Source organism: Streptomyces sp. NPDC001070 (genome assembly GCF_053598835.1).
Window position 1 is genome coordinate 36,973 of sequence record NZ_JBSFLB010000009.1, and the last position, 17,936, is coordinate 54,908.

14 protein-coding genes are annotated in these 17,936 nt (G+C 72.3%); 6 read left to right on the top strand and 8 right to left on the bottom strand.

Going from position 1 to position 17,936, the window contains the following annotated elements; translation table 11 throughout:
• Position 1 precedes the first annotated feature (1 nt).
• The 6 genes from ACWDAS_RS13245 to ACWDAS_RS13270 all read right to left on the bottom strand — a co-directional run bounded on the left by ACWDAS_RS13245 (position 2) and on the right by ACWDAS_RS13270 (position 8,655).
• The gene (locus tag ACWDAS_RS13245) at positions 2-1,528 is read right to left on the bottom strand and encodes a Wzz/FepE/Etk N-terminal domain-containing protein (RefSeq protein WP_450389293.1); all 1,527 of its coding nucleotides are present in this window, start codon (positions 1,526-1,528) and stop codon (positions 2-4) included.
• Positions 1,525-2,892, bottom strand: a complete 1,368-nt coding sequence (locus ACWDAS_RS13250) for a Wzz/FepE/Etk N-terminal domain-containing protein (protein ID WP_450389295.1) — start codon at positions 2,890-2,892, stop codon at positions 1,525-1,527. The genes ACWDAS_RS13245 and ACWDAS_RS13250 overlap by 4 nt, the downstream gene beginning before the upstream one ends.
• Positions 2,889-4,154 carry a glycosyltransferase family 4 protein gene (locus ACWDAS_RS13255; RefSeq protein WP_450389297.1) on the bottom strand — a complete coding sequence of 422 codons (1,266 nt, stop codon included), beginning with the start codon at positions 4,152-4,154 and terminating at the stop codon, positions 2,889-2,891. Before ACWDAS_RS13255 ends, ACWDAS_RS13250 begins: the two co-directional genes overlap by 4 nt.
• On the bottom strand, positions 4,144-5,460 hold the full coding sequence (locus ACWDAS_RS13260; RefSeq protein ID WP_450389299.1) for a nucleotide sugar dehydrogenase: 1,317 nt from the start codon (positions 5,458-5,460) through the stop codon (positions 4,144-4,146). Before ACWDAS_RS13260 ends, ACWDAS_RS13255 begins: the two co-directional genes overlap by 11 nt.
• Before the next feature lie 73 nt (positions 5,461-5,533).
• Complete coding sequence (locus ACWDAS_RS13265) at positions 5,534-7,012, bottom strand: sugar transferase (RefSeq protein WP_450389301.1); 1,479 nt, start codon at positions 7,010-7,012, stop codon at positions 5,534-5,536.
• A 749-nt stretch (positions 7,013-7,761) separates the two neighbouring features.
• Positions 7,762-8,655, bottom strand: coding sequence for a phosphorothioated DNA-binding restriction endonuclease (locus tag ACWDAS_RS13270; protein WP_450389303.1), 894 nt, complete (start codon positions 8,653-8,655; stop codon positions 7,762-7,764).
• 124 nt (positions 8,656-8,779) lie between these two features.
• Between ACWDAS_RS13270 and ACWDAS_RS13275 the strand changes: the two genes are divergently transcribed.
• Both ACWDAS_RS13275 and ACWDAS_RS13280 read left to right on the top strand, forming a co-directional pair.
• Complete coding sequence (locus ACWDAS_RS13275) at positions 8,780-9,397, top strand: TetR family transcriptional regulator (RefSeq protein WP_450389304.1); 618 nt, start codon at positions 8,780-8,782, stop codon at positions 9,395-9,397.
• Between the two features lie 29 nt (positions 9,398-9,426).
• Positions 9,427-11,103 (top strand): acyl-CoA dehydrogenase family protein, encoded by a 1,677-nt coding sequence (locus ACWDAS_RS13280; RefSeq protein WP_450389306.1) that lies wholly within the window; start codon positions 9,427-9,429, stop codon positions 11,101-11,103.
• 47 nt (positions 11,104-11,150) lie between these two features.
• Here the strand turns inward: ACWDAS_RS13280 and ACWDAS_RS13285 are convergent, their stop codons facing one another.
• On the bottom strand, positions 11,151-11,543 hold the full coding sequence (locus ACWDAS_RS13285) for a PPOX class F420-dependent oxidoreductase (RefSeq protein WP_450389308.1): 393 nt from the start codon (positions 11,541-11,543) through the stop codon (positions 11,151-11,153).
• Between the two features lie 147 nt (positions 11,544-11,690).
• Here ACWDAS_RS13285 and ACWDAS_RS13290 point away from each other — a divergent pair, with 147 nt between their 5' ends.
• The 3 genes from ACWDAS_RS13290 to ACWDAS_RS13300 all read left to right on the top strand — a co-directional run bounded on the left by ACWDAS_RS13290 (position 11,691) and on the right by ACWDAS_RS13300 (position 15,921).
• Positions 11,691-12,704 carry an alcohol dehydrogenase gene (locus ACWDAS_RS13290; RefSeq protein ID WP_450389310.1) on the top strand — a complete coding sequence of 338 codons (1,014 nt, stop codon included), beginning with the start codon at positions 11,691-11,693 and terminating at the stop codon, positions 12,702-12,704.
• 185 nt (positions 12,705-12,889) lie between these two features.
• Positions 12,890-14,839 carry a GTP-binding protein gene (locus ACWDAS_RS13295; RefSeq protein WP_450389312.1) on the top strand — a complete coding sequence of 650 codons (1,950 nt, stop codon included), beginning with the start codon at positions 12,890-12,892 and terminating at the stop codon, positions 14,837-14,839.
• Between the two features lie 86 nt (positions 14,840-14,925).
• Entirely contained in the window at positions 14,926-15,921 is a 996-nt protein-coding gene (locus ACWDAS_RS13300) for an extracellular catalytic domain type 1 short-chain-length polyhydroxyalkanoate depolymerase (RefSeq protein ID WP_450389314.1), read from the top strand.
• Between the two features lie 53 nt (positions 15,922-15,974).
• Here ACWDAS_RS13300 and ACWDAS_RS13305 read toward each other — a convergent pair whose 3' ends face one another.
• The gene (locus ACWDAS_RS13305) at positions 15,975-16,514 is read right to left on the bottom strand and encodes a DUF1697 domain-containing protein (RefSeq protein ID WP_450389316.1); all 540 of its coding nucleotides are present in this window, start codon (positions 16,512-16,514) and stop codon (positions 15,975-15,977) included.
• 102 nt (positions 16,515-16,616) lie between these two features.
• Between ACWDAS_RS13305 and ACWDAS_RS13310 the strand changes: the two genes are divergently transcribed.
• A complete protein-coding gene (locus tag ACWDAS_RS13310) occupies positions 16,617-17,927 on the top strand; it encodes an ATP-binding protein (RefSeq protein ID WP_450389318.1) in 1,311 nt (436 codons plus the stop codon).
• Positions 17,928-17,936: the final 9 nt, after the last annotated feature.

Sequence of the window (17,936 nt, forward strand, 5' to 3'; positions counted from 1 at the left end):
TCTACCGCGCCTCCTGGTCGCTGTCCGGGACTCGTGCGGCCCATGACGGCTGCTTCGTCCGCTGCCGGCCCGTCCCGCTCTGCCGGGCCAGCCGCTCGTTGTGGCCGCGCAGCGCGGTGTGCAGCCCGTCCCACAGCGTGCCGTCGGTCCCGTCACGCGGATCGGGGTCGATCAGCACCACACCGATCACCGGAATCCGCAGGTCCGCGAGCTGCCGCGCCACGGTGTGCAGCCATGCGGCGCTGCCGTGCCCGGCGCGCACGACGAGCACGGTCTGGGTTCCGAGGTACTGGAGGTCGGTCCACGCCGTGCCGGGCGCGACCGAGCCGACGCCGAGCCGGCGCACCTCGTGCGACACGGTCGCGGCACGCTCGCCGCTGACCACGGTCGGGTCTCCCGGTTTCCGGCGGCGGTTGGCGAGCTGCCGGCCGGGCAGACCATCGATGATCACCACGGGCTCCTCCGCCGCCAGTGCGCCGGCGAGGTCCAGGGCGATCACGCTCGTGCCGCGCGCACAGCCCAGTTCCAGCAGGGACACCGGTTCCGCGGTGCCGCGTACGGCGCGGGCCAGGGTCGCGGTGAGCCGTTCGCGTGCCGCCCGGGTCCGTCGGCGCCGCCACAGCCTGGCCGATCGGCGGGGCGTGCGGGGCAGCTCCGCGATGACCGAGGCGCCCAGGTTCGCCGCGATCTCCCGGCGCAGCACGGGGCGGTCCGCCACCACCGCGCCGACCGCGGCCAGCGCCAGCCCGAGGACGAGCCCGAGACCGAGCCCGATCGCGGCGTTGGTGACAGCCGCCTTGGGCAGGGAGTGCTGCACCGCTCGCGGGGCGTCCACGATCTGCGTGCCGGCGATGAGCTGGGGCGTGCCGACGCCAGCCTCCGCGGCGCGCTGGTCGAAATCGGCGATCCGCGAGGTGAGTTCGGCCCGGCGCGCGAAGAGCGACTCGAGGTTCGCCGACGCGTTCGGGCTGCTCTTCGGCTGTCCTTCTCCGATCGCCTTGTTGACCTGGGCGAGTTCGTCCCGCATCCGGTCGCGCTGGTCGAGCAGGGTCTTGGCCTCGGCGTTCGCGGCTTTCTGTATCCGCTTCACATGGTCCGCGACGAAGGCGTCGGCCAGTGCTTTGGCGCGGGCCACGGCTTCCGCGTCGCTGTCACCTGTCACGTTGATCTGCAGCAGGTTGTTGGTCAAGCCGATGCCCCGGTAGTCCCGCATGAAGTCTTCCGGGTCCTCCGGGGACTTGAGGGTCCGCAGGGCCTCGTCGGCGATCTGTGTGGTCTCCAGCAGCGCGGCGTCGGTGCGGATCAGCGTTCCCGGGTCGTTCGGCTGGTCCGCCTGATGTGCGACCAGCACCGTGGTCACCGCGGTCGGTGGCGGCGGCAGCAGCACCGCAACCGCCGCGCCGACCAGCAACCCCAGCAGCGCCACGGAACACCACAGGCGGCGGCGCCTGCGTACCGCCACCACCAGCGCCTGCAGGTCCAGCAGCGGAGCGGCTGCCGACGACTCCGAAGTCGTGCTCGTCGTCACACTGAACCTCCCATCGCGTCGACGCCCACCGCTGTCGCCGGCGTGGCGCCATCCGGAGGACGGACGGCAGACCGTGTCCGACGGTCCCGGACCCTGCCGGCGACGACGATGCCGACGACCTCATGATGGGCGTCCGCACATGCCTCGCCGATGCCGGCGAGCTCCCCTGCCGTCCAGTTGCCCGCGCTGAGCACGACCAGGACACCGGACTCGGTGTCGCGGTCCGGCACCAACGGCCGGGACACCGAGACCCCCACCACCCGCAGCAGCGGATCGCTCCCGGCCTCGGCGACGAGCTGTTCGGCGGCCCGGCGGGCGGTCCCGTCGCCGTCCGGGACGACAACCAGCAAGCGCCGGGGGGCCGGTAGCTGGTCCCGGAGGCGGGCGCACACCCGGCCGTAGCGGATCTTCCTGCTGGCCTCGTCACCGGACGCCTGCAGGGCCGGTACGTCCCACCGGGTGTCGACGCCCAGCAGCCGGCGGAGCCGGGCCTGCGGGCCACGGCCTCCCGGCCGGTGCGCCGGCCGTTCATCAGGTACGTCGACGGTGCCCAGCAGTGCGGAGCCCAGCGCCGCGGCGATCTCCGGCTCGGTGCGCGGCCGGCGACTCATCCGCGCGGCGGCGAGATGACCGATGACCGAGAGCAGGAAGAACAGCAGCGACCCGGCGACGATGAACTGCGTCCTCGTCGGCGGTGCCTCGCCGGTGGGCCGGGCCGCCGCCCCCATGACGACCATGTTGGCCTTGTTGGTCGCCGGGTCGGTCTGATCCAGCTTGTCCATGGCCTGCTCCAGCGACGTGCGCAGCTTCTCGAGCTCGGTACGGGCCTGCACGCTCTCCACGGTCCGACCCGGATCGGCCGCCCTGGCCAGGTCGGTGATGCGGCGGCTGGTCTGCTCCATCAGCTCGCGCAGTGCCTCGGGTTTCGCCGCCGCTTCGGGATCGGTGTTGTCGCCCACGACCCGTGCGGCGAAGGTGACGTACTGCTGGGCCACCTGGTCGGAGAGCTGCTGCGCGTGCTCCGGGGTGTCCGCTGTTCCCGAGATCTCGATGATGTTCCCGTCGGTGGCCTTGGCGCTCACTCGATCCCGCAGCTCGGCGCCGCCGACCCCGGTCCAGTCGAGCGTGGCAGCCGATCGGTCGAGTACCACCGAACTGATCGCGATCTCCGACTGGGTCAGCAGCTCGCGCTCCTCCCACGCCCCCGGCAGCAGCACCGATGCCGAGGTCGTGTACCGCGGTGGAAACAGCAAAGAGGCGCCGTAGCCGACGAGTCCGCCCACCACGGCGAGGGCGGCGAGAAGCCGCCAGCGCCGACGGATCATCCGCCCGATCATGGCCAGGCGTATCGTGTCATCGCTCAACGGGGCGGCCTTTTCTCTGTCCGGACCGGGTCGCCCGCCGACACCGGAGCGTGGTCACGACAGGCAGCGGCGTAGGCGGCGAGGAGCGATCGCTGCGAGGTACGCCAGGAAAGCTGCCCGGTGATCCGCTCCTGGCCGATCTTGCCCATCCGGGCCCGCTCCTCAGGATCGTCCAGCAACAGCGCGATGAGCCTGGCGAATTCGGCCTCGTCGTTGGCGGGCGCGTAGACGGCGGCGTCACCGGCGGAAACCCGTGCCTCCCGGAGGTCGAACGAGACGATCGGCCGGCCCATCACCATGTACTCCAGGACCTTGTTCATGGTCGACACGTCGTTGAGCGGATTGCGCGGGTCGGGGGACAGGCACACGTCCGCGGTCGACAGGTAGCGCACCAGGTCTGCGTCCGGGATGCGCCCGGTGAACTGCACCCGGTCCGAGAGCCCGAGCCGCCGGGACAGCTCGACCATCGCGTCGAAGGCGTCGCCGGCGCCGACGAACACCGCGTGCCAGTCGCTCCGCCCGAGCTCGTCGCGCAGCTTCGCCAGGGCCCGCAAGGCGTAGTCGACGCCGTCCTGCGGGCCCATGACGCCGAGGTAGCACAGCAGATGGGGCTTGCCGCGCTTCAGTTCCGGCTCGGGCGGTACCGGGTGGAACCGGTCGATGTCGGGCGCGCTGCGCACCACGAAGACGTCCGCCGGCCGCCGGCCGCCACGGCGCAGCGCGACGTCCCGGTAGCTCTCGTTCGTGGCGAGCACGACGTCCGCGGCCCGGTAGGTCAGCCGTTCCAGCGCGCACACCGCGCGGTAGAGGAGGTCTTGGCCGCGGTCGAACCGGGAGAGGTACAGCTCGGGTACCAGGTCGTGCTGGTCGAAGACGAACCGCGCGCCGCGCCGCTTCAGCCACAGTGCCGGCAGGAACAGCAGGTCGGGCGGGTTGCAGGCGTGGACCACGTCGACCGGGCCGACCTTGCGGGCCAGCCGGAACGTATGCCACAGCGCCGATCCGTACTCCCTCAGGTAGCCGGCCGGCCCTCCGGTGGCCGCGTGCAACGGGTAGCGGTGGATCCGCACCCCGTCGATCTCCGCCTCCGGCTCCGTGTCCCGCTTACTCCCCTGGGGACAGATGACGTGCACCTTCCAGCCCGCGTCGCGCAGCGTCGTGCACTCCTGCCATACCCGCCGGTCGAACGGCACCGACAGGTTCTCCACCAGGATCAGCGCGCGCCGGTCCGGCCGGTCGCCGCTGGTCGTGTCACCAAGCAAGGCCCATGTACCCCGGTTCGGCCCGGCGCGCCTCGGCGTCGGGAAGGCGGATGAGGTCGACAATCACCGGGCCGTCGCCATGGGGCAGCGCCGACAGCACGGCCGGATCCCTGGTCCCGACCAGGACCACCTCGGCGTGCTCGAGCACCTCGCCGACGGAGTCCCCTAGCAGCTGAGCGAGGTGCGGCAGCCGGGTCTCGATGTACTCGCGGTTCGCGCCGATCAGCCGGGAGAGGCTCACGTTGGCGTCGTAGATGCGCAGGTCGTAACCCTTGCCGAAGAGCCTCTCCGCCAGCTCGACGAGCGGGCTCTCGCGGAGGTCGTCGGTGCCGGGTTTGAAGGACAACCCGAACAGGCCCACCCGGCGCTTGCCGGTGCGCTCGACCAGCTCCACCGCGCGCTGCAGATGCTCGGAGTTGGAGGGCAGCACGTGGGCGAGGATGGGCACCGAGACGTCGGCCCGCTGCGCGGCGTGGACCAGGCTGCGCAGGTCCTTGGGCAGGCAGGAGCCGCCGAAGGCGAAGCCGGGCCGCAGGTAGGCGGGGCTGATGTTCAGCTTGCGGTCGGCCAGGAACACGTCCATCACCTGGTGCGAGTCCACTCCGAGTGCCTGGCACACCGCGCCCAGCTCGTTCGCGAAGCCGATCTTGAGGCCGTGGAACGCGTTGTCCGCGTATTTGATCGCCTCGGCCGTCGGGACCGGCACCCGGAACACCTCTCCGGGCAAGCCGTCGTACAGCGCCGCCACCACGTCGCCGCTCGCCGGGTCGAGCTCGCCGATGACGGTCTTGGGCGGGTCGAAGAAGTCCCGCACGCTGGTGCCCTCGCGCAGGAACTCCGGGTTGACCGCGACCCCGATGTCCACACCGGCCGTGCCGCCGACGTACTTCTCCAGGATCGGTACCAGCAGGTTCAGGCAGGTGCCCGGGAGCATGGTGCTGCGGAACACGACGGTGTGCCGACCACCCCGCTCGGCCAGAGCGGCGCCGATCTGCTCGGTGACCCGCTCCAAGTACGTGGTGCACAGGCTGCCGTTGGGCTCCGACGGCGTGCCCACGCAGACCAGCGACACCTCGCTGTCCATGATCGCCTCGCGGACGTCGCCGGTGGCACGCAACGCTCCGGTCCGCACGACCTCGGCGATGAGCTCGCCGATCCGCTCCTCGACCACCGGGGCCTTGCCGTCGTTGACCAGGTCGACCTTCACCTGGTTCACGTCCACCCCGACGACCTCGTGACCCATGCCGGCCAGGCACGCGGCCGATACGCAGCCCACGTAGCCGAGCCCGAAAACGCTGACTCTCATGACCCGTTCCTCCCCCCAGGCAGGCCCTTCCGGCCTGCGATCCGCGCGTCGGCCGGACGACGACCCCCGCGCATCAGTAGGCCCCCTGCCCATAGAGCACCGCACGCAGCGTCTTCCACAAGATCACCGTGTCCAGGGCGAGCGACCAGTCCTCCACGTACCGCAGGTCCAGCCGGACCGCCTCGTCCCACGGCAGGTCGCTGCGTCCGCTGATCTGCCACAGGCCGGTGAGTCCGGGCTTGACCAGAAGTCGCCGCCGGATGTCCGGGCCGTACGCAGCGGACTCCTCCGGCAACGGAGGCCGCGGACCGACGAGGGACATCGAGCCGGTGAGCACGTTGAAAAGCTGCGGGAGCTCGTCGATCGAGTACCGGCGCAGCACCGCTCCCACCCGGGTCACCCGCGGATCCCGGCGGAGCTTGAACAGCAGGCCGGCACCCTCGTTGCGGTCGGCCAGCTCGGCACGTGCCCTGTCAGCCCCGGCGACCATGGTGCGGAACTTGAATATGGTGAACTCGCGACCGTCCTTGCCGACCCTGCGCTGGCGGTAGAACACCCCGCCCGGACTGTCCGCCAGCACGAGCAGCCCGACGAACACCATCAGCGGCGCGAACAGCATCAGCAGGACCGCCGCGCCCATCCGGTCGACGACCTCCTTGACCGCCCGGCGGCCCCCGGTGAAGGTCGGCATGCTGAGCCGCAGCAGCGGGATCCCGAGCACCGCGTCGACATGCAGCCGCGGGCCGGCCACCTCCATCAGCACGGGGGCCACGACCATCTCGGCATCGCTGCCCTCGAGGTTCCAGGCCAGCCGCTGCAGCCTGTCCGGTGACCAGTGGGGGTCCGGTGTGACCGCGACGACACGGTAGCCGTTGCGGCGGACGTGGCCCGCGACGTCGGTCAGTCGGCCGACGACCGGCACCCCGTCCAGGTGGTCACCGTCGAGCCCGCGAGTGTCCGCCGTGCACACCGCCTCCACCTGCCAGCCGAGGTGCGGGAACTTGCGGACTCGGGTGATCAGGTCGCGCACGGTGGCCGGGCTCCCGGCAGCGAGCACCGGTCGCAGGCACCGCCCTTCCTTCCGCTGTTTGTGCAGCCAGAGGCGCAGCAGGTACCGCTCGGTCATGGTGACGAGTGCGATCGCCGGGATCGCGACGAAGATCCAGAGCTTGATGTTGCGCGAGGTGACGGCGACCCCGCCGAGCGCCAGCACGACGGCCGCCGTGCACAGCGAGCGTCCGAGCCGGCGGAATTCCTCGGCGCCCTGGCCGAGCACGGCCGGAGTCCACGACCGGCTCACCGCAAGCGCTCCCAGCACCAGCAGCTCGGTGCCGAAGGCGAGAATTCCCCATTTCTCGTGCCAGTTGGCCGCGTCCCGGACCCCGAAGAAGCCGCCGATCGCGGTGACCACGAAGGCGGTGGCCACGGTATCGCTGGTGATCACGGCACGGCGGTACCGCTGCTCCCATTCGATCGCGGGCTGGTTGATTGCGCCGTTCCCCAGACGCTCGCGCGCCGACGGAAACGGGCTGACTAGTCCCCCATGCCGCACAGAACCCCCCAGGTCCCCAGTGGTACGACGTGTTCGCCCAACACTGTTCCTCCCCCCGGGAGGCCCCCGCCCCCCGCACCGTTCCTCCCCTCGGGAGGCCCCCGCCCCCCCGCCCGTGAACTCCCGGCTATTTCGGAGTCACTTGAACAACCCACCCCGGCGTCGGCAGACTCGCGTGTTCTGCCGGAGTCTCGAGGTGTGCGGGAACCCGTCGAAACCTCGGGGCTCCCCGCACCCAAGGCCCCCTCCCGGGCTCCAAGAACTGATCACCCCCACGTCTGGCGCCGGAGACGCGACTGCCGGCTTTCCGTAGCGCCGAACCTGTAGATCATTACTGGTCGCCTCATGCCTGAACGGCTGAAGCAAGGTCAATCTAGACCATCGGGGCCGGTATGAAGAGTGGATGTGTGTAATTTGTGCTCAAGCTTTGAGACTGGATCCACCGAGCGGTGACCGCCTGCGGGTGCCTCGGGACCACCGCGTGCGCCGGAGGCAACTTCGCGCCGTAGTGCACTACTTGTGGGCGTCGGCCTTCGGCGCTACGTCCAAGGGTGAGCGCAGCCGCCTCAAGGGCCGGGTGCATGCCGCGATGTCGGTCCAGGCGCTGGTGGAGGCGGTGTGAACGAGAACAACCGGTTCTCGAAGTGCGGGGCAAGCATGGTCGGAATTCGTGACGCTCATTTGATGCTCACCGACTTGCAAAGCCCGGCTGGACGGCCCGAAAACAGGGTGCGGGGACGCCTCTGGCGTCAGCCCGCGGGTGCGGGGCGTGGAGCGCCGTGGAAGACCTGACCGGTGTGCCAGAGACGATGGTCGGCCGCGACGGGACGCGTTCCCGGCTGCGGGCCGACGAGCGGACGGCCCGCGAGGGCTATGACCTGCTCGCGGGCAGCGGCACTGTGGCCGACGAATCGCTGGGAGACCAGCACGCGGTGGCCGTCGCCGACACCGAGGACGCCCTTGTCGAAGAGCTTGTGGTGCAGCGAGCACAGGCACAGTCCGTTGTCGACCTCGTCGGGGCCTTCGAACGCCCACCAGCGCACGTGCGCGGCCTCCAGCCCGACCGGGACCGCGCCGATCCTGCCGTCGTAGCCGCAGAAGGCGCACCGGTACTCGTAGGCGGAGAGCACCAGTTCGCGCATGCGCCGGTCGCGTTTCCGCCGCGCGGCTGAGAACTGCTCGGCCTCCGCCGGCGCCGGCTCCAGGCCGACCGCTTCGCACAGTTCGCCGTGGAGCGAGGGCGGAAAGTGCAGGTCGAGCAGCAACCGCGCGATGCGCGACAGCAGTTCCGGTTCCCGTCGCAGGGCTGCTCTGAGTTCCGGCGCGAGCCGGCCGGTGGCTCCTGTTTCCCGGAGTTCGCGCACTCCGCTCCCGGGACTGCCGTGCCCGCGGTCGGTCCGTACCTCCCACACACCGTCGCTGACCAGGTGATGGAACGGGTAGGCGGGCGTCGTCCTGTGGGGCGGCCCGTATTCGTTCAGCAGGAGCCGCAGCTCCTCCTCCGCGGCGGAGTACCGGAGCTCGCTGTCGGCATCCTGCTGGAACCGGCCGAGGGCGTGCAGGAGCAGCAGCGGTTTGTGCGGAGCGCGCGTGCCGTTCCTGGTCCACTGCCTGAGTTTCGCGATGCGCTCCAGCCAGTCCATGGTCCGTGATCGTAGTGAGGATCCGCCGGTCGTGGTTCCGGCCGCTCGCGTTCGCCCGGCTCCGCGGGCGGCGCTGCTGACCGAGGGGTGGCTTGAAGCTCTGAACGGTGCTTCACTTGTTGCCATGGCCTACCGTAAGACGCCCGCAGTGCAGGACCGCCTGGCCGCCGCCAGGGAGCACCTGGTGGCGCGGGCCACGGCCGTCGTCGCCGACGTGGGCTGGGCGAACGCCTCCGTCACCGCGGTCGCGGCGGCGGCCGGGATGTCCGTCGGCACGGTGTACCAGCACTTCCCCTCCAAGGGGGCGCTCGCGGTCGAGGTGTTCCGCCGCGCATCCGGACGCGAGGTCGAGGTGCTCGGCGAGGTGCTCCGCGACGGCAGTGGCGATCCGGTGCAGCGGCTGACCCTCGGGGTCACCGTCTTCGCCCGGCGTGCCATGGAGAACCGCGGGCTGGCCCACGCCCTGCTCGCGGCCCCCGCGGAACCGGCGGTGGGCGAGCAGCGGCTCGACTTCCGGCGCCGCTACCGCGCGGTCTTCGCCGAGGTGATCCGCGAGGGGATCGCCGCCGGGCTGCTGCCCGGCCAGGACCCCGAGGTCACCGCGGCGGCGCTGACCGGGGCCATCGGCGAGGTCCTGGTGGACCCGCTGTCCGCCCCCGCCGAGGGCGCCGCCGCCGACCACCTCGTCACCGAACTGGTGGCGATGTCCCTGCGCTGTGCGGGCGCCGCGCCCGCCGTCTGACTCCCACGACTTCGAAGGGCCCGACTGCCATGACCGCGATCGCAGATGCCGCCGCGCCGCGCAGCAACCCCAGCGCACGCACGCACGAGGTGACCAACCAGACCCCGCCGCTGGTGGGCCACGACGTCGCCGACGACGTCGTGCTGCTGGAGGGCGTAAGCCGCGAGGGGGCCGGGTGGCACCTCGACGACCTGCGCCGCCTGGGCCGGCTCGCCGGATCGGAGCAGGTCCAGCGCTGGGCCGAGGAGGCCAACCGGTACGAGCCGGTGCTGCGCACCCACGACCGGTACGGCAACCGCGTCGACGAGGTGGACTTCCACCCCTCGTACCACGCGCTCATGGAGGTCGCCCTCGCCGAGGGCCTCGGCGGCGCCCCCTGGGCCGACGACCGGCCCGGCGCCCACGTGGCCCGCGCTGCGGGCTTCATGGTGTGGAGCACGGCCGAGGCCGGCCACGGCTGCCCGGTGTCCATGACCTACGCCGTCGTCCCGGCGCTGCGCGCCGCGCCGGACCTCGCGGCGGTGTACGAGCCGCTGCTCACCAGCCGCGTCTACGACCCCGGCCTGCGGGCGCCGGCGGGCAAGCGCGGACTCCTCGCCGGCATGGGGATGACCGAGAAGCAGGGCGGCACCGACGTACGGGCCAACACCACCACCGCCGCCGAGCAGCCGGACGGCACCTGGCGGCTGCGCGGGCACAAGTGGTTCACCAGCGCGCCCATGAACGACCTGTTCCTCGTCCTGGCACAGGCCCCCGGAGGCCTGTCCTGCTTCCTGGTGCCCAGGGTGCTGCCCGACGGCAGCCGCAACACGTTCCGCATCCAGCGGCTGAAGGACAAGCTCGGCAACCGCAGCAACGCCAGCAGCGAGCCCGAGTTCGACGACACCGTCGCCTGGCTGGTCGGCCCGGAGGGGCAGGGCGTGCGGACCATCATCGAGATGGTCACCATGACCCGGCTCGACTGCATCCTGGGCTCCGCCTCCGGCACCCGCGCCGCCCTGGCCCAGGCGGCCCACCACGTCCGGCACCGCTCCGTCTTCGGCGCCCGGCTCATCGACCAGCCCCTGATGCGCAACGTCATCGCCGATCTGGGCCTGGAGTCCGAGGCCGCCACCACCCTCGCGCTGCGCGTCGCCGGAGCCGTCGACCGCGCCCGGGGCGGGGACGCGCAGGAGCAGGCGTTCCTGCGCCTGGCCACGGCGGTCGGCAAGTACTGGGTGTGCAAGCGGCAGCCCGCGGCGGTCGCGGAGGCCCTGGAGTGCCTCGGCGGCAACGGCTACGACGAGGCGTCCGGCATGCCCCGGCTGTACCGCGAGGCCCCGCTCAACGGCATCTGGGAGGGCTCCGGCAACGTCAACGCCCTCGACGTCCTGCGAGCCCTCACCCGTGAGCCGGACTCCCTGGAGGCCTTCCGCGCCGAGGTCGAGGCCGCCGCCGGCGCCGACGCCCGCCTCGACGAGGCCTGGCGCCAGGTGCGCGGAGAACTCGTGCTCACCGAGGACGCCCCGCTGCGGGCCCGCCGTCTGGTCGAGCGCCTGGCCCTGGTGCTGCAGGGCTCCCTGCTCGTCCGGCACGCCCCGGCCGCGGTCGCGGACGCCTTCTGCGCCTCCCGCCTCGCGGGTGACCGCGGCCTGGCCTTCGGTACCCTCCCGGCCGGCACGGACCTGGCCGCGGTCATCGACCGCGTACCCGGGGCCACGGGCTGAGCCCGGCCGGGTCCGCGGCCGCTCGCGGCGGCCGCGGACCCGCGCGGTCAGGCCGTACCGCTGATGCTCTCGGCCTCGATCACGAAGATCACGCGCACCTGGTCACGGCCGCCGTACCACGGGTAGGGCCCGCCCGTGTACTTGTGCGAGAGCTTCTCGATGTGGTCCACCGCGCCCTCCGTGGTGACCTCGCGCACCCGCCCGCGGACCTGGAAGTAGCGGGACGGGTCGTCGGGATCGGAGACGGCGACGGCCACCCGCGGGTCCCGCGCGATGTTCCGCGTCTTCACATGGGTCTGCACACTGTTGACGAGCACGTGCTCGCCGTCCGTGTCGACCCACGTCTGGGTCAGTTGCGGCGAGCCGTCCGGCATGGCGGTCGCCAGGAAGCACAGGCTCGGACGATGCAGGAGGTCGAGCAGGTCGGCGGGCAGTCTCACGGCGATCCCTCGGTCGGTTGCGCGCAGCCTACGCCCCGCGGCGAGCGGTCCCGCGACCGGTGCTCGACGCGAGAAATCGCGATCGCCGGGCCACGATGGGTGGGAAGGGCGCCACGGGCGCCGCGGCTCTCACTCACCGGACGGGCAATGAACTCCATGCGAGTGGCCCAGGTTTCCGAACCGGGCGGACCATTCGAAATCGTCGAGCGCGAACTGCCGCAGCCGGGCCCTGGCCACGTGCGCATCGCCGTCGAGGCGTCGGGCGTCTGCCACAGCGACGCCGGTTTCGTCCACAACGCCTTCCCCAACATCACCTTCCCGCTCGTCGCCGGCCACGAGGTCGCCGGGCGCATCGACGCGCTGGGCGAGGGCGTGCGGCACTGGGCGGTCGGCGACCGCGTGGAGGTCGGCTGGTTCGGCGGCCACTGCGGGCACTGCGCGCCCTGCCGCGAGGGCGATTTCATCGACTGCCGCAACCTGCAGGTCCCGGGCTGGGCGTACGACGGCGGCTACGCCACCCACATGGTCGCACCGGTCAACGCCCTGGCCCGGATCCCCGACGGGCTGACCGCTGTCGAAGCCGCCCCGCTCGGCTGCGCCGGCGTCACGACGTACAACGCCTTCAAGAAGAGCGCCGCCCGGCCCGGCGACCTCGTCGCGGTGATCGGTATCGGCGGCCTCGGGCACCTGGCGGTGCAGTACGCGGCGAAGTCGGGGTACGAGACGGTCGCGGTCGCGCGAGGCGAGGACAAGCGGGCCCTGGCCATGCAACTCGGCGCCCACCATTACATCGACAGCGCCGCCACCGACACGGCCAAGGAACTGCAGGCCCTCGGCGGCGCCGTGGCAGTGCTCGCCACCGCCTCCAACTCTCAGGCCATGGCGGCGGGGGTCGAAGGGCTCCAGCCCCGCGGAGAACTGATCGTCGTCGGCATCGCCCCCGAGCCCATGCCGATCACCCCGGCCCAGCTGATCCTGACCTCCCGATCAGTCGTCGGCCACCCGTCCGGCACCTCGCGCGACATCGAGCACGCCATGAACTTCAGCGCGCTCGCCGGGATCCGCCCGATGGTCGAGACGGTGCCGCTGGAGGGCATGAACGACGCCTTCGGCCGCATGATGTCGGGCGCCGCCCGCTTCCGCATGGTCGTCATCCCCTGATTCCCGCAACCCCGTACCCGCCGCCGGCCGGGGGTAAATCGGTTGCCCCCGGGCCGCGGTCTTTGCTGCACTGCAGTCACAGGCGCCCCTCTCGGGGCGCACCGACCCGGGAGCCGTGATCATGCGGGGACTGCACATGTCCACCCAGACCGAATTCATCGCCTATTCGGAGGACATGGCATTCCATGCACGTGCTGAACCTGGGAATCCTGGCGCATGTTGACGCCGGAAAGACCAGTCTGACCGAGCGGCTGCTGCACACCGCCGGCGTCATCGACGAACTCGGCAGCGTCGACGACGGAAGCACCCGGACCGACACCCTGGCGCTGGAACGCGCGCGGGGCATCACCATCAAATCCGCCGTCGCCTCGTTCGCCATCGGCGACGACATCACCGTCAACCTCATCGACACCCCCGGTCACCCGGACTTCATCGCCGAGGTGGAACGGGCGCTCGGCGTCCTCGACGGAGCCGTGCTCGTGGTGTCCGCGGTGGAGGGCGTGCAGGCGCAGACCCGCGTGCTGATGCGGACACTGCGCCGGCTGGGCATCCCCACCCTGCTCTTCGTCAACAAGACCGACCGCGCCGGCGCACGTGCCACCGAGGTGCTGCGGGCGGTCGCCGACCGGCTCACCCCGGCCTGCGTGGCCATGGGCCGCGTCGAGGCGATCGGCACCCGGGAGGCGCGCTCCACGCCGTACGGCCCGGCCGACGCGGGCTTCACCACCCGGCTCCTCGACGTCCTGTCCGTCCACGACGAGACGCTCCTCGCCGCCTACGTCGCCGACGGGCCGGCGCTGCCGTACCCGCGGCTGCGGGCCGCCCTCGCGGCGCAGACCCGCGGTGCGCTGGTCCATCCGGTGTACTTCGGCTCGGCCGTCACCGGTGCGGGCGTGGACGCCCTCGTCGACGGGATCGCCGAACTGCTGCCCGTGGCGTCCGGCAGCGCGGGCGACCCGGTCTCGGGCACCGTGTTCAAGATCGAACGCGGTCCCGCGGGGGAGAAGATCGCCCACGTCCGTATGTTCTCGGGCACGGTCCGGGTACGGGACCGTCTGCCCTACGGCGCAGGGGAGGAGGGCAAGGTCACCGCCGTCAGCGTCTTCGAGCGCGGCACGGACGTGCCCCGCGAGGCGGTGGCCGCCGGGCAGATCGGCAGGCTCTGGGGGCTCGGCGGCATCCGCGTCGGCGACGCGATCGGCGCGCCGCCCCGCACAGGGCCGGGCATGGACCACCACTTTGCGCCGCCCACGCTGGAGACGGTCGTGGTGCCGCGCCGTCCCCGCGACGCGGGCGCGCTGCACGTGGCCCTCACCCGGCTCGCCGAGCAGGACCCGCTGATCAACGTCCGGCTGGACGACCTGCGGGAGGAGATCGCCGTCTCGCTCTACGGCGAGGTGCAGAAGGAGGTCATCCAGGCGACCCTGGCGGACGACTTCGGGGTCGACGTCACCTTCGACGAGACCACGACGATCCACGTCGAGCGGCCGGTGGGAACGGGAGCCGCCGCCGAGATCATCCACACGGACTCCAATCCGTTCCTGGCCACCGTCGGGCTGCGCGTCGACCCCGCTCCGGTCGACAGCGGTGTGGCGTTCCGGCTGGAGGTCGAACTCGGCTCGATGCCCCACGCGTTCATCCGGGCCGTGGAGGAGACTGTCACCGAGACGCTGCGCAACGGGCTGAACGGCTGGCGGGTCGTCGACTGCACGGTCACCATGACCCACTCGGGCTACGCCGCACGGCAGAGCCATGCGCACGGCGTCTTCGACAAGAGCATGTCGAGCACCGCGGGGGACTTCCGCGGCCTGACCCCGGTGGTGCTGATGCGCGCGCTGCGGCAGGCCGGCACCCGTGTCTGCGAGCCGGTCCACCGCTTCATCCTCGACATCCCCGCGGACGCCTACGGCACGGTCCTTCCCGTTCTCGCGCGGCTGCGCGCGGTGCCGCGCTCCTCCGCGCCGCAGGGCACGTCGTACGTCGTGGAGGGCGAGATCCCGGCGGCTGAGGTGCATGCCCTGGAACGCCAACTGCCGTCGCTGACCAGCGGCGAAGGCGTCCTGGAGTACGTCTTCGACCACTACCGCGAGGTCCGCGGGGAGCCCCCGTCCCTCCGCCGGCCGCAGCGGGCCTGACCCGGCCCGGGGCACCACGCGCGGCCCACGCGATGTGGTGCCCCGGGCCATGTCGCGTGGGCCGGTCCGTTCGTACCGTCCGGCGCATGACCTTACTCAGAGCCGCACTTCGCCGGGGCAGCCCGCGCGCCGCCCTGTTCGCCGTCCTCGTGGCGCTCCTCGCCGTTCTGGCGCCCGTCCGCCCCGCACACGCCGCCGGAACGATCGAGGAGGTGACCGGCTTCGGCAGCAACCCGGGGGCGCTGCGCATGTACCGCTACGTCCCCGCCGGGCTCCCGCAGGGCCGGCCGGTCGTCGTCGCCCTGCACGGCTGCACGCAGAACGCCCAGGGATACGGCGCGCAGAGCGGCTGGACCGCCCTCGCGGACCGCTGGGGCTTCTCCGTCGTGCTCCCCGGGCAGACCTCGGCGAACAACATCAGCCAGTGCTTCAACTGGTTCCAGACCGGCGACATCGCACGCGGCCAGGGCGAGGCCGCCTCCATCAAGCAGATGACCGATCGTCAGATCGCCGACACCGGAGCCGATGCGGCTCGGGTGTACGTCACCGGGCTGTCCGCGGGCGGCGGCATGGCCGCGGTGATGGCGGCGGCGTATCCCGACACCTATGCGGCGGGCGGCGTCGTGGCCGGGCTGCCGTACGGCTGCGCCCAGGCGGCGGGGTCGCCGTACGTCTGCATGTACGTGGGAGCCACGCAGACGCCGCAGCAGTGGGGTGACCGCGTCCGCGCCGCCTACCCGGGCTACGGCGGCCCCTGGCCGCGGCTGACCGTCTTCCAGGGCACCGCGGACTACACGGTCAAGCCCGTCAACATGGACGACCTGGTGCGGCAGTGGACCGATGTGCACGGCGCCGACCAGACCGCCGACGTCTCCGACACCGTCGCGGGCTTCCCGCACCGCGTGTACCGGGACGGCTCCGGTGCCGCGGCCGTCGAGACGTACAGCATCACGGGAATGGGCCACGGCCAGCCCGTCGACCCGGGCAGCGGGGCGACCCAGTGCGGTACGGCCGCGGCCTACATGCTCGACGTGAACCTGTGCGCGGCGTACCGCCTCGGGACGGGCTGGGGCCTGGGCTGAGCGGGAGGGCGGCGCGGTTCCGTGCCGTCCACATCGTGTCCAGTCGTGTCCCGTCACTCCGCGGCCATGGCCGCCAGGCGGGTCACGGTGTTCCAGTTGCGCGCCGTGGCCGTCAGACCGAGGCGCTTCTCCCACAGCGCGTGCGAGAGCCGGGTCTTCTGCACCCCGTCCGGGCAGTGGACGTAGATCTCGCGCTCGCCCGGGCGGAAGTCGTCGGGAGCGAAGTCGGCCGGGTCGAGATCCGCGATCCGGTCCGGCTCGACCGGTCCGGACAGGAAGGTCACCAGGAAGCGCGCCGGATCGACGCCCGCCATGTCGAACGGATTCCGTGCGATGACCCCGTCGAGTTCGGCGGCCTCACGGACGACGCACGGCACGTTCCGCCCGAAGTCCGCGGCGATGGCCGCCTCCAACCCGCGCGCCAGCTTTCCCGGATCGGCCGGCCCGTGGTCGAACAGCGCGTTGCCGCTCTGCAGATGGGTGCGGACGGCCGTGCCGCCGATCTCCTCCAGCAGCCGGCGCAGGTCCTGCATGGGGAGCCTGGTCGTCGGCCCGACGTTGATCCCGCGCAGGAGCGCCACGTATCTGGTCACCACGCCACATTAACCATCGCCTCGCCGGGCTTACCCACTTTCGGAGGACCGATGGCCCGGCGGAACGGTTCGGCACGGGGCGGCGCCGCTAGGTTCGCGTCCATGAGCACGAAGCGTGACCGCCCGGTCGTCACCGAGCTGCGGCTTTCCGCGTTCAAGTCGCATCGCGGCGCGAGCTTCCCGCTCGGCCCGCTCACCCTGCTGGCCGGGGCCAGCGGGACCGGCAAGTCCAGTGTCCTGGAGGGGCTCGGGCTCCTCGGTCGGCTGGCCGCCGGTGAGGAGCTGGGGGCGGCGTTCGAGGGCGTGCGCGGGGGAGTCCCGGCGTGTGTGCCCCACGCGGCCCAGCCGGACGCCGAGGGGCGGCGCGGCTTCCGCATCGGGTGCACGGTGGACGGTGCGGTCGGACCCGTGGTGCTGGACGTCGCCGTGCAGACCGAACCCGAACTGCGGATCGTCGGCGAGCGGTTGACCGGTGCGGGGGAGACGCTGCTCGCCACCGCGCTGCGCGATCCGGGACGGCGCACGGTGCAGGCGGCCTGGCACACCGCGGGGCTGGTCCCGGTCACCCGCGCCCCGCTGCCCGACGACCGGCTGGCCACCTCCCTGCTGCCGCTGCGCGTCGCGGGCACGACCGATGGGCAGCGGCTGGTGCTCGCCGCGGCCGAGCAGACGGTGCTCGCGCTGCGCGGGGTGTTCCCGGTCGATCCCCGGCCGTATGCGATGCGGGAACCGGCCCGCGTGGCGGACGGCCTGCTCCGTGGCGGCTGCGACAACCTGTCCGCGGTGCTGCGCCGCACCCAGGGCGAGTGCCGGACGCGGCACGCGGCGCTGGTGGGCGCGCTTCGGGCGGTGTGCAGCCCGCCCGTCGAGGGGTTGACGGTGATCCCCGCCGGGCGTCCCGAGGAGGATCCGGGGACGTTTGCGGAGTCGGTGCTGGCGGCCGTCGACCGGGGGCCGCTGGGGCTGGTGCCGGTGGACCGGCTCGGCGACGGGGAACTGCGCTTCCTCGCGCTGGCGCTGGTGCTGCTCACCGGGCCCGGGGTGCTGGAGGTGGACACCAGTGGCGAGGTGCCGGACGCCGTGCAGGTGCTCACGGTGCTGGCGGACGGACTCGACGCCGGTCTCGACCGGGCGCAGTCGCGGCAATTGCTGGCGCTGGCCGGGCAGGTGGCCGAGCGCGGCCACATCAGGCTGCTGGGGACGGTGCACGACGCCGCGGTGGCCGAGGGGGCGGAGGGTGTCACCCTGCTGCGTCTCGGGAGTGCGGCGGGGGACCGGGAACGCGTACCGGCCCAGGGGACGGGCCCGGCTTCCCCGCCTGCCGGGCCATCCCCGGCCGCCGGGTCATCCCCGCCTGCCGGGTCATCCCCGGCCGGACAGGCCCCGGCGCGGACCGCTGCGGCGGTGCGGTAGACCTGCGGG

Coding starts and splice junctions, on each gene's coding strand:
- ACWDAS_RS13300 (WP_450389314.1), top strand. CDS start 14,926: ATGACCTTACTCAGAGCCGCACTTCGCCGGGGCAGCCCGCGCGCCGCC.
- ACWDAS_RS13290 (WP_450389310.1), top strand. CDS start 11,691: ATGAACTCCATGCGAGTGGCCCAGGTTTCCGAACCGGGCGGACCATTC.
- ACWDAS_RS13260 (WP_450389299.1), bottom strand. CDS start 5,460: ATGAGAGTCAGCGTTTTCGGGCTCGGCTACGTGGGCTGCGTATCGGCC.
- ACWDAS_RS13270 (WP_450389303.1), bottom strand. CDS start 8,655: ATGGACTGGCTGGAGCGCATCGCGAAACTCAGGCAGTGGACCAGGAAC.
- ACWDAS_RS13275 (WP_450389304.1), top strand. CDS start 8,780: ATGGCCTACCGTAAGACGCCCGCAGTGCAGGACCGCCTGGCCGCCGCC.
- ACWDAS_RS13295 (WP_450389312.1), top strand. CDS start 12,890: ATGCACGTGCTGAACCTGGGAATCCTGGCGCATGTTGACGCCGGAAAG.
- ACWDAS_RS13310 (WP_450389318.1), top strand. CDS start 16,617: ATGAGCACGAAGCGTGACCGCCCGGTCGTCACCGAGCTGCGGCTTTCC.
- ACWDAS_RS13280 (WP_450389306.1), top strand. CDS start 9,427: ATGACCGCGATCGCAGATGCCGCCGCGCCGCGCAGCAACCCCAGCGCA.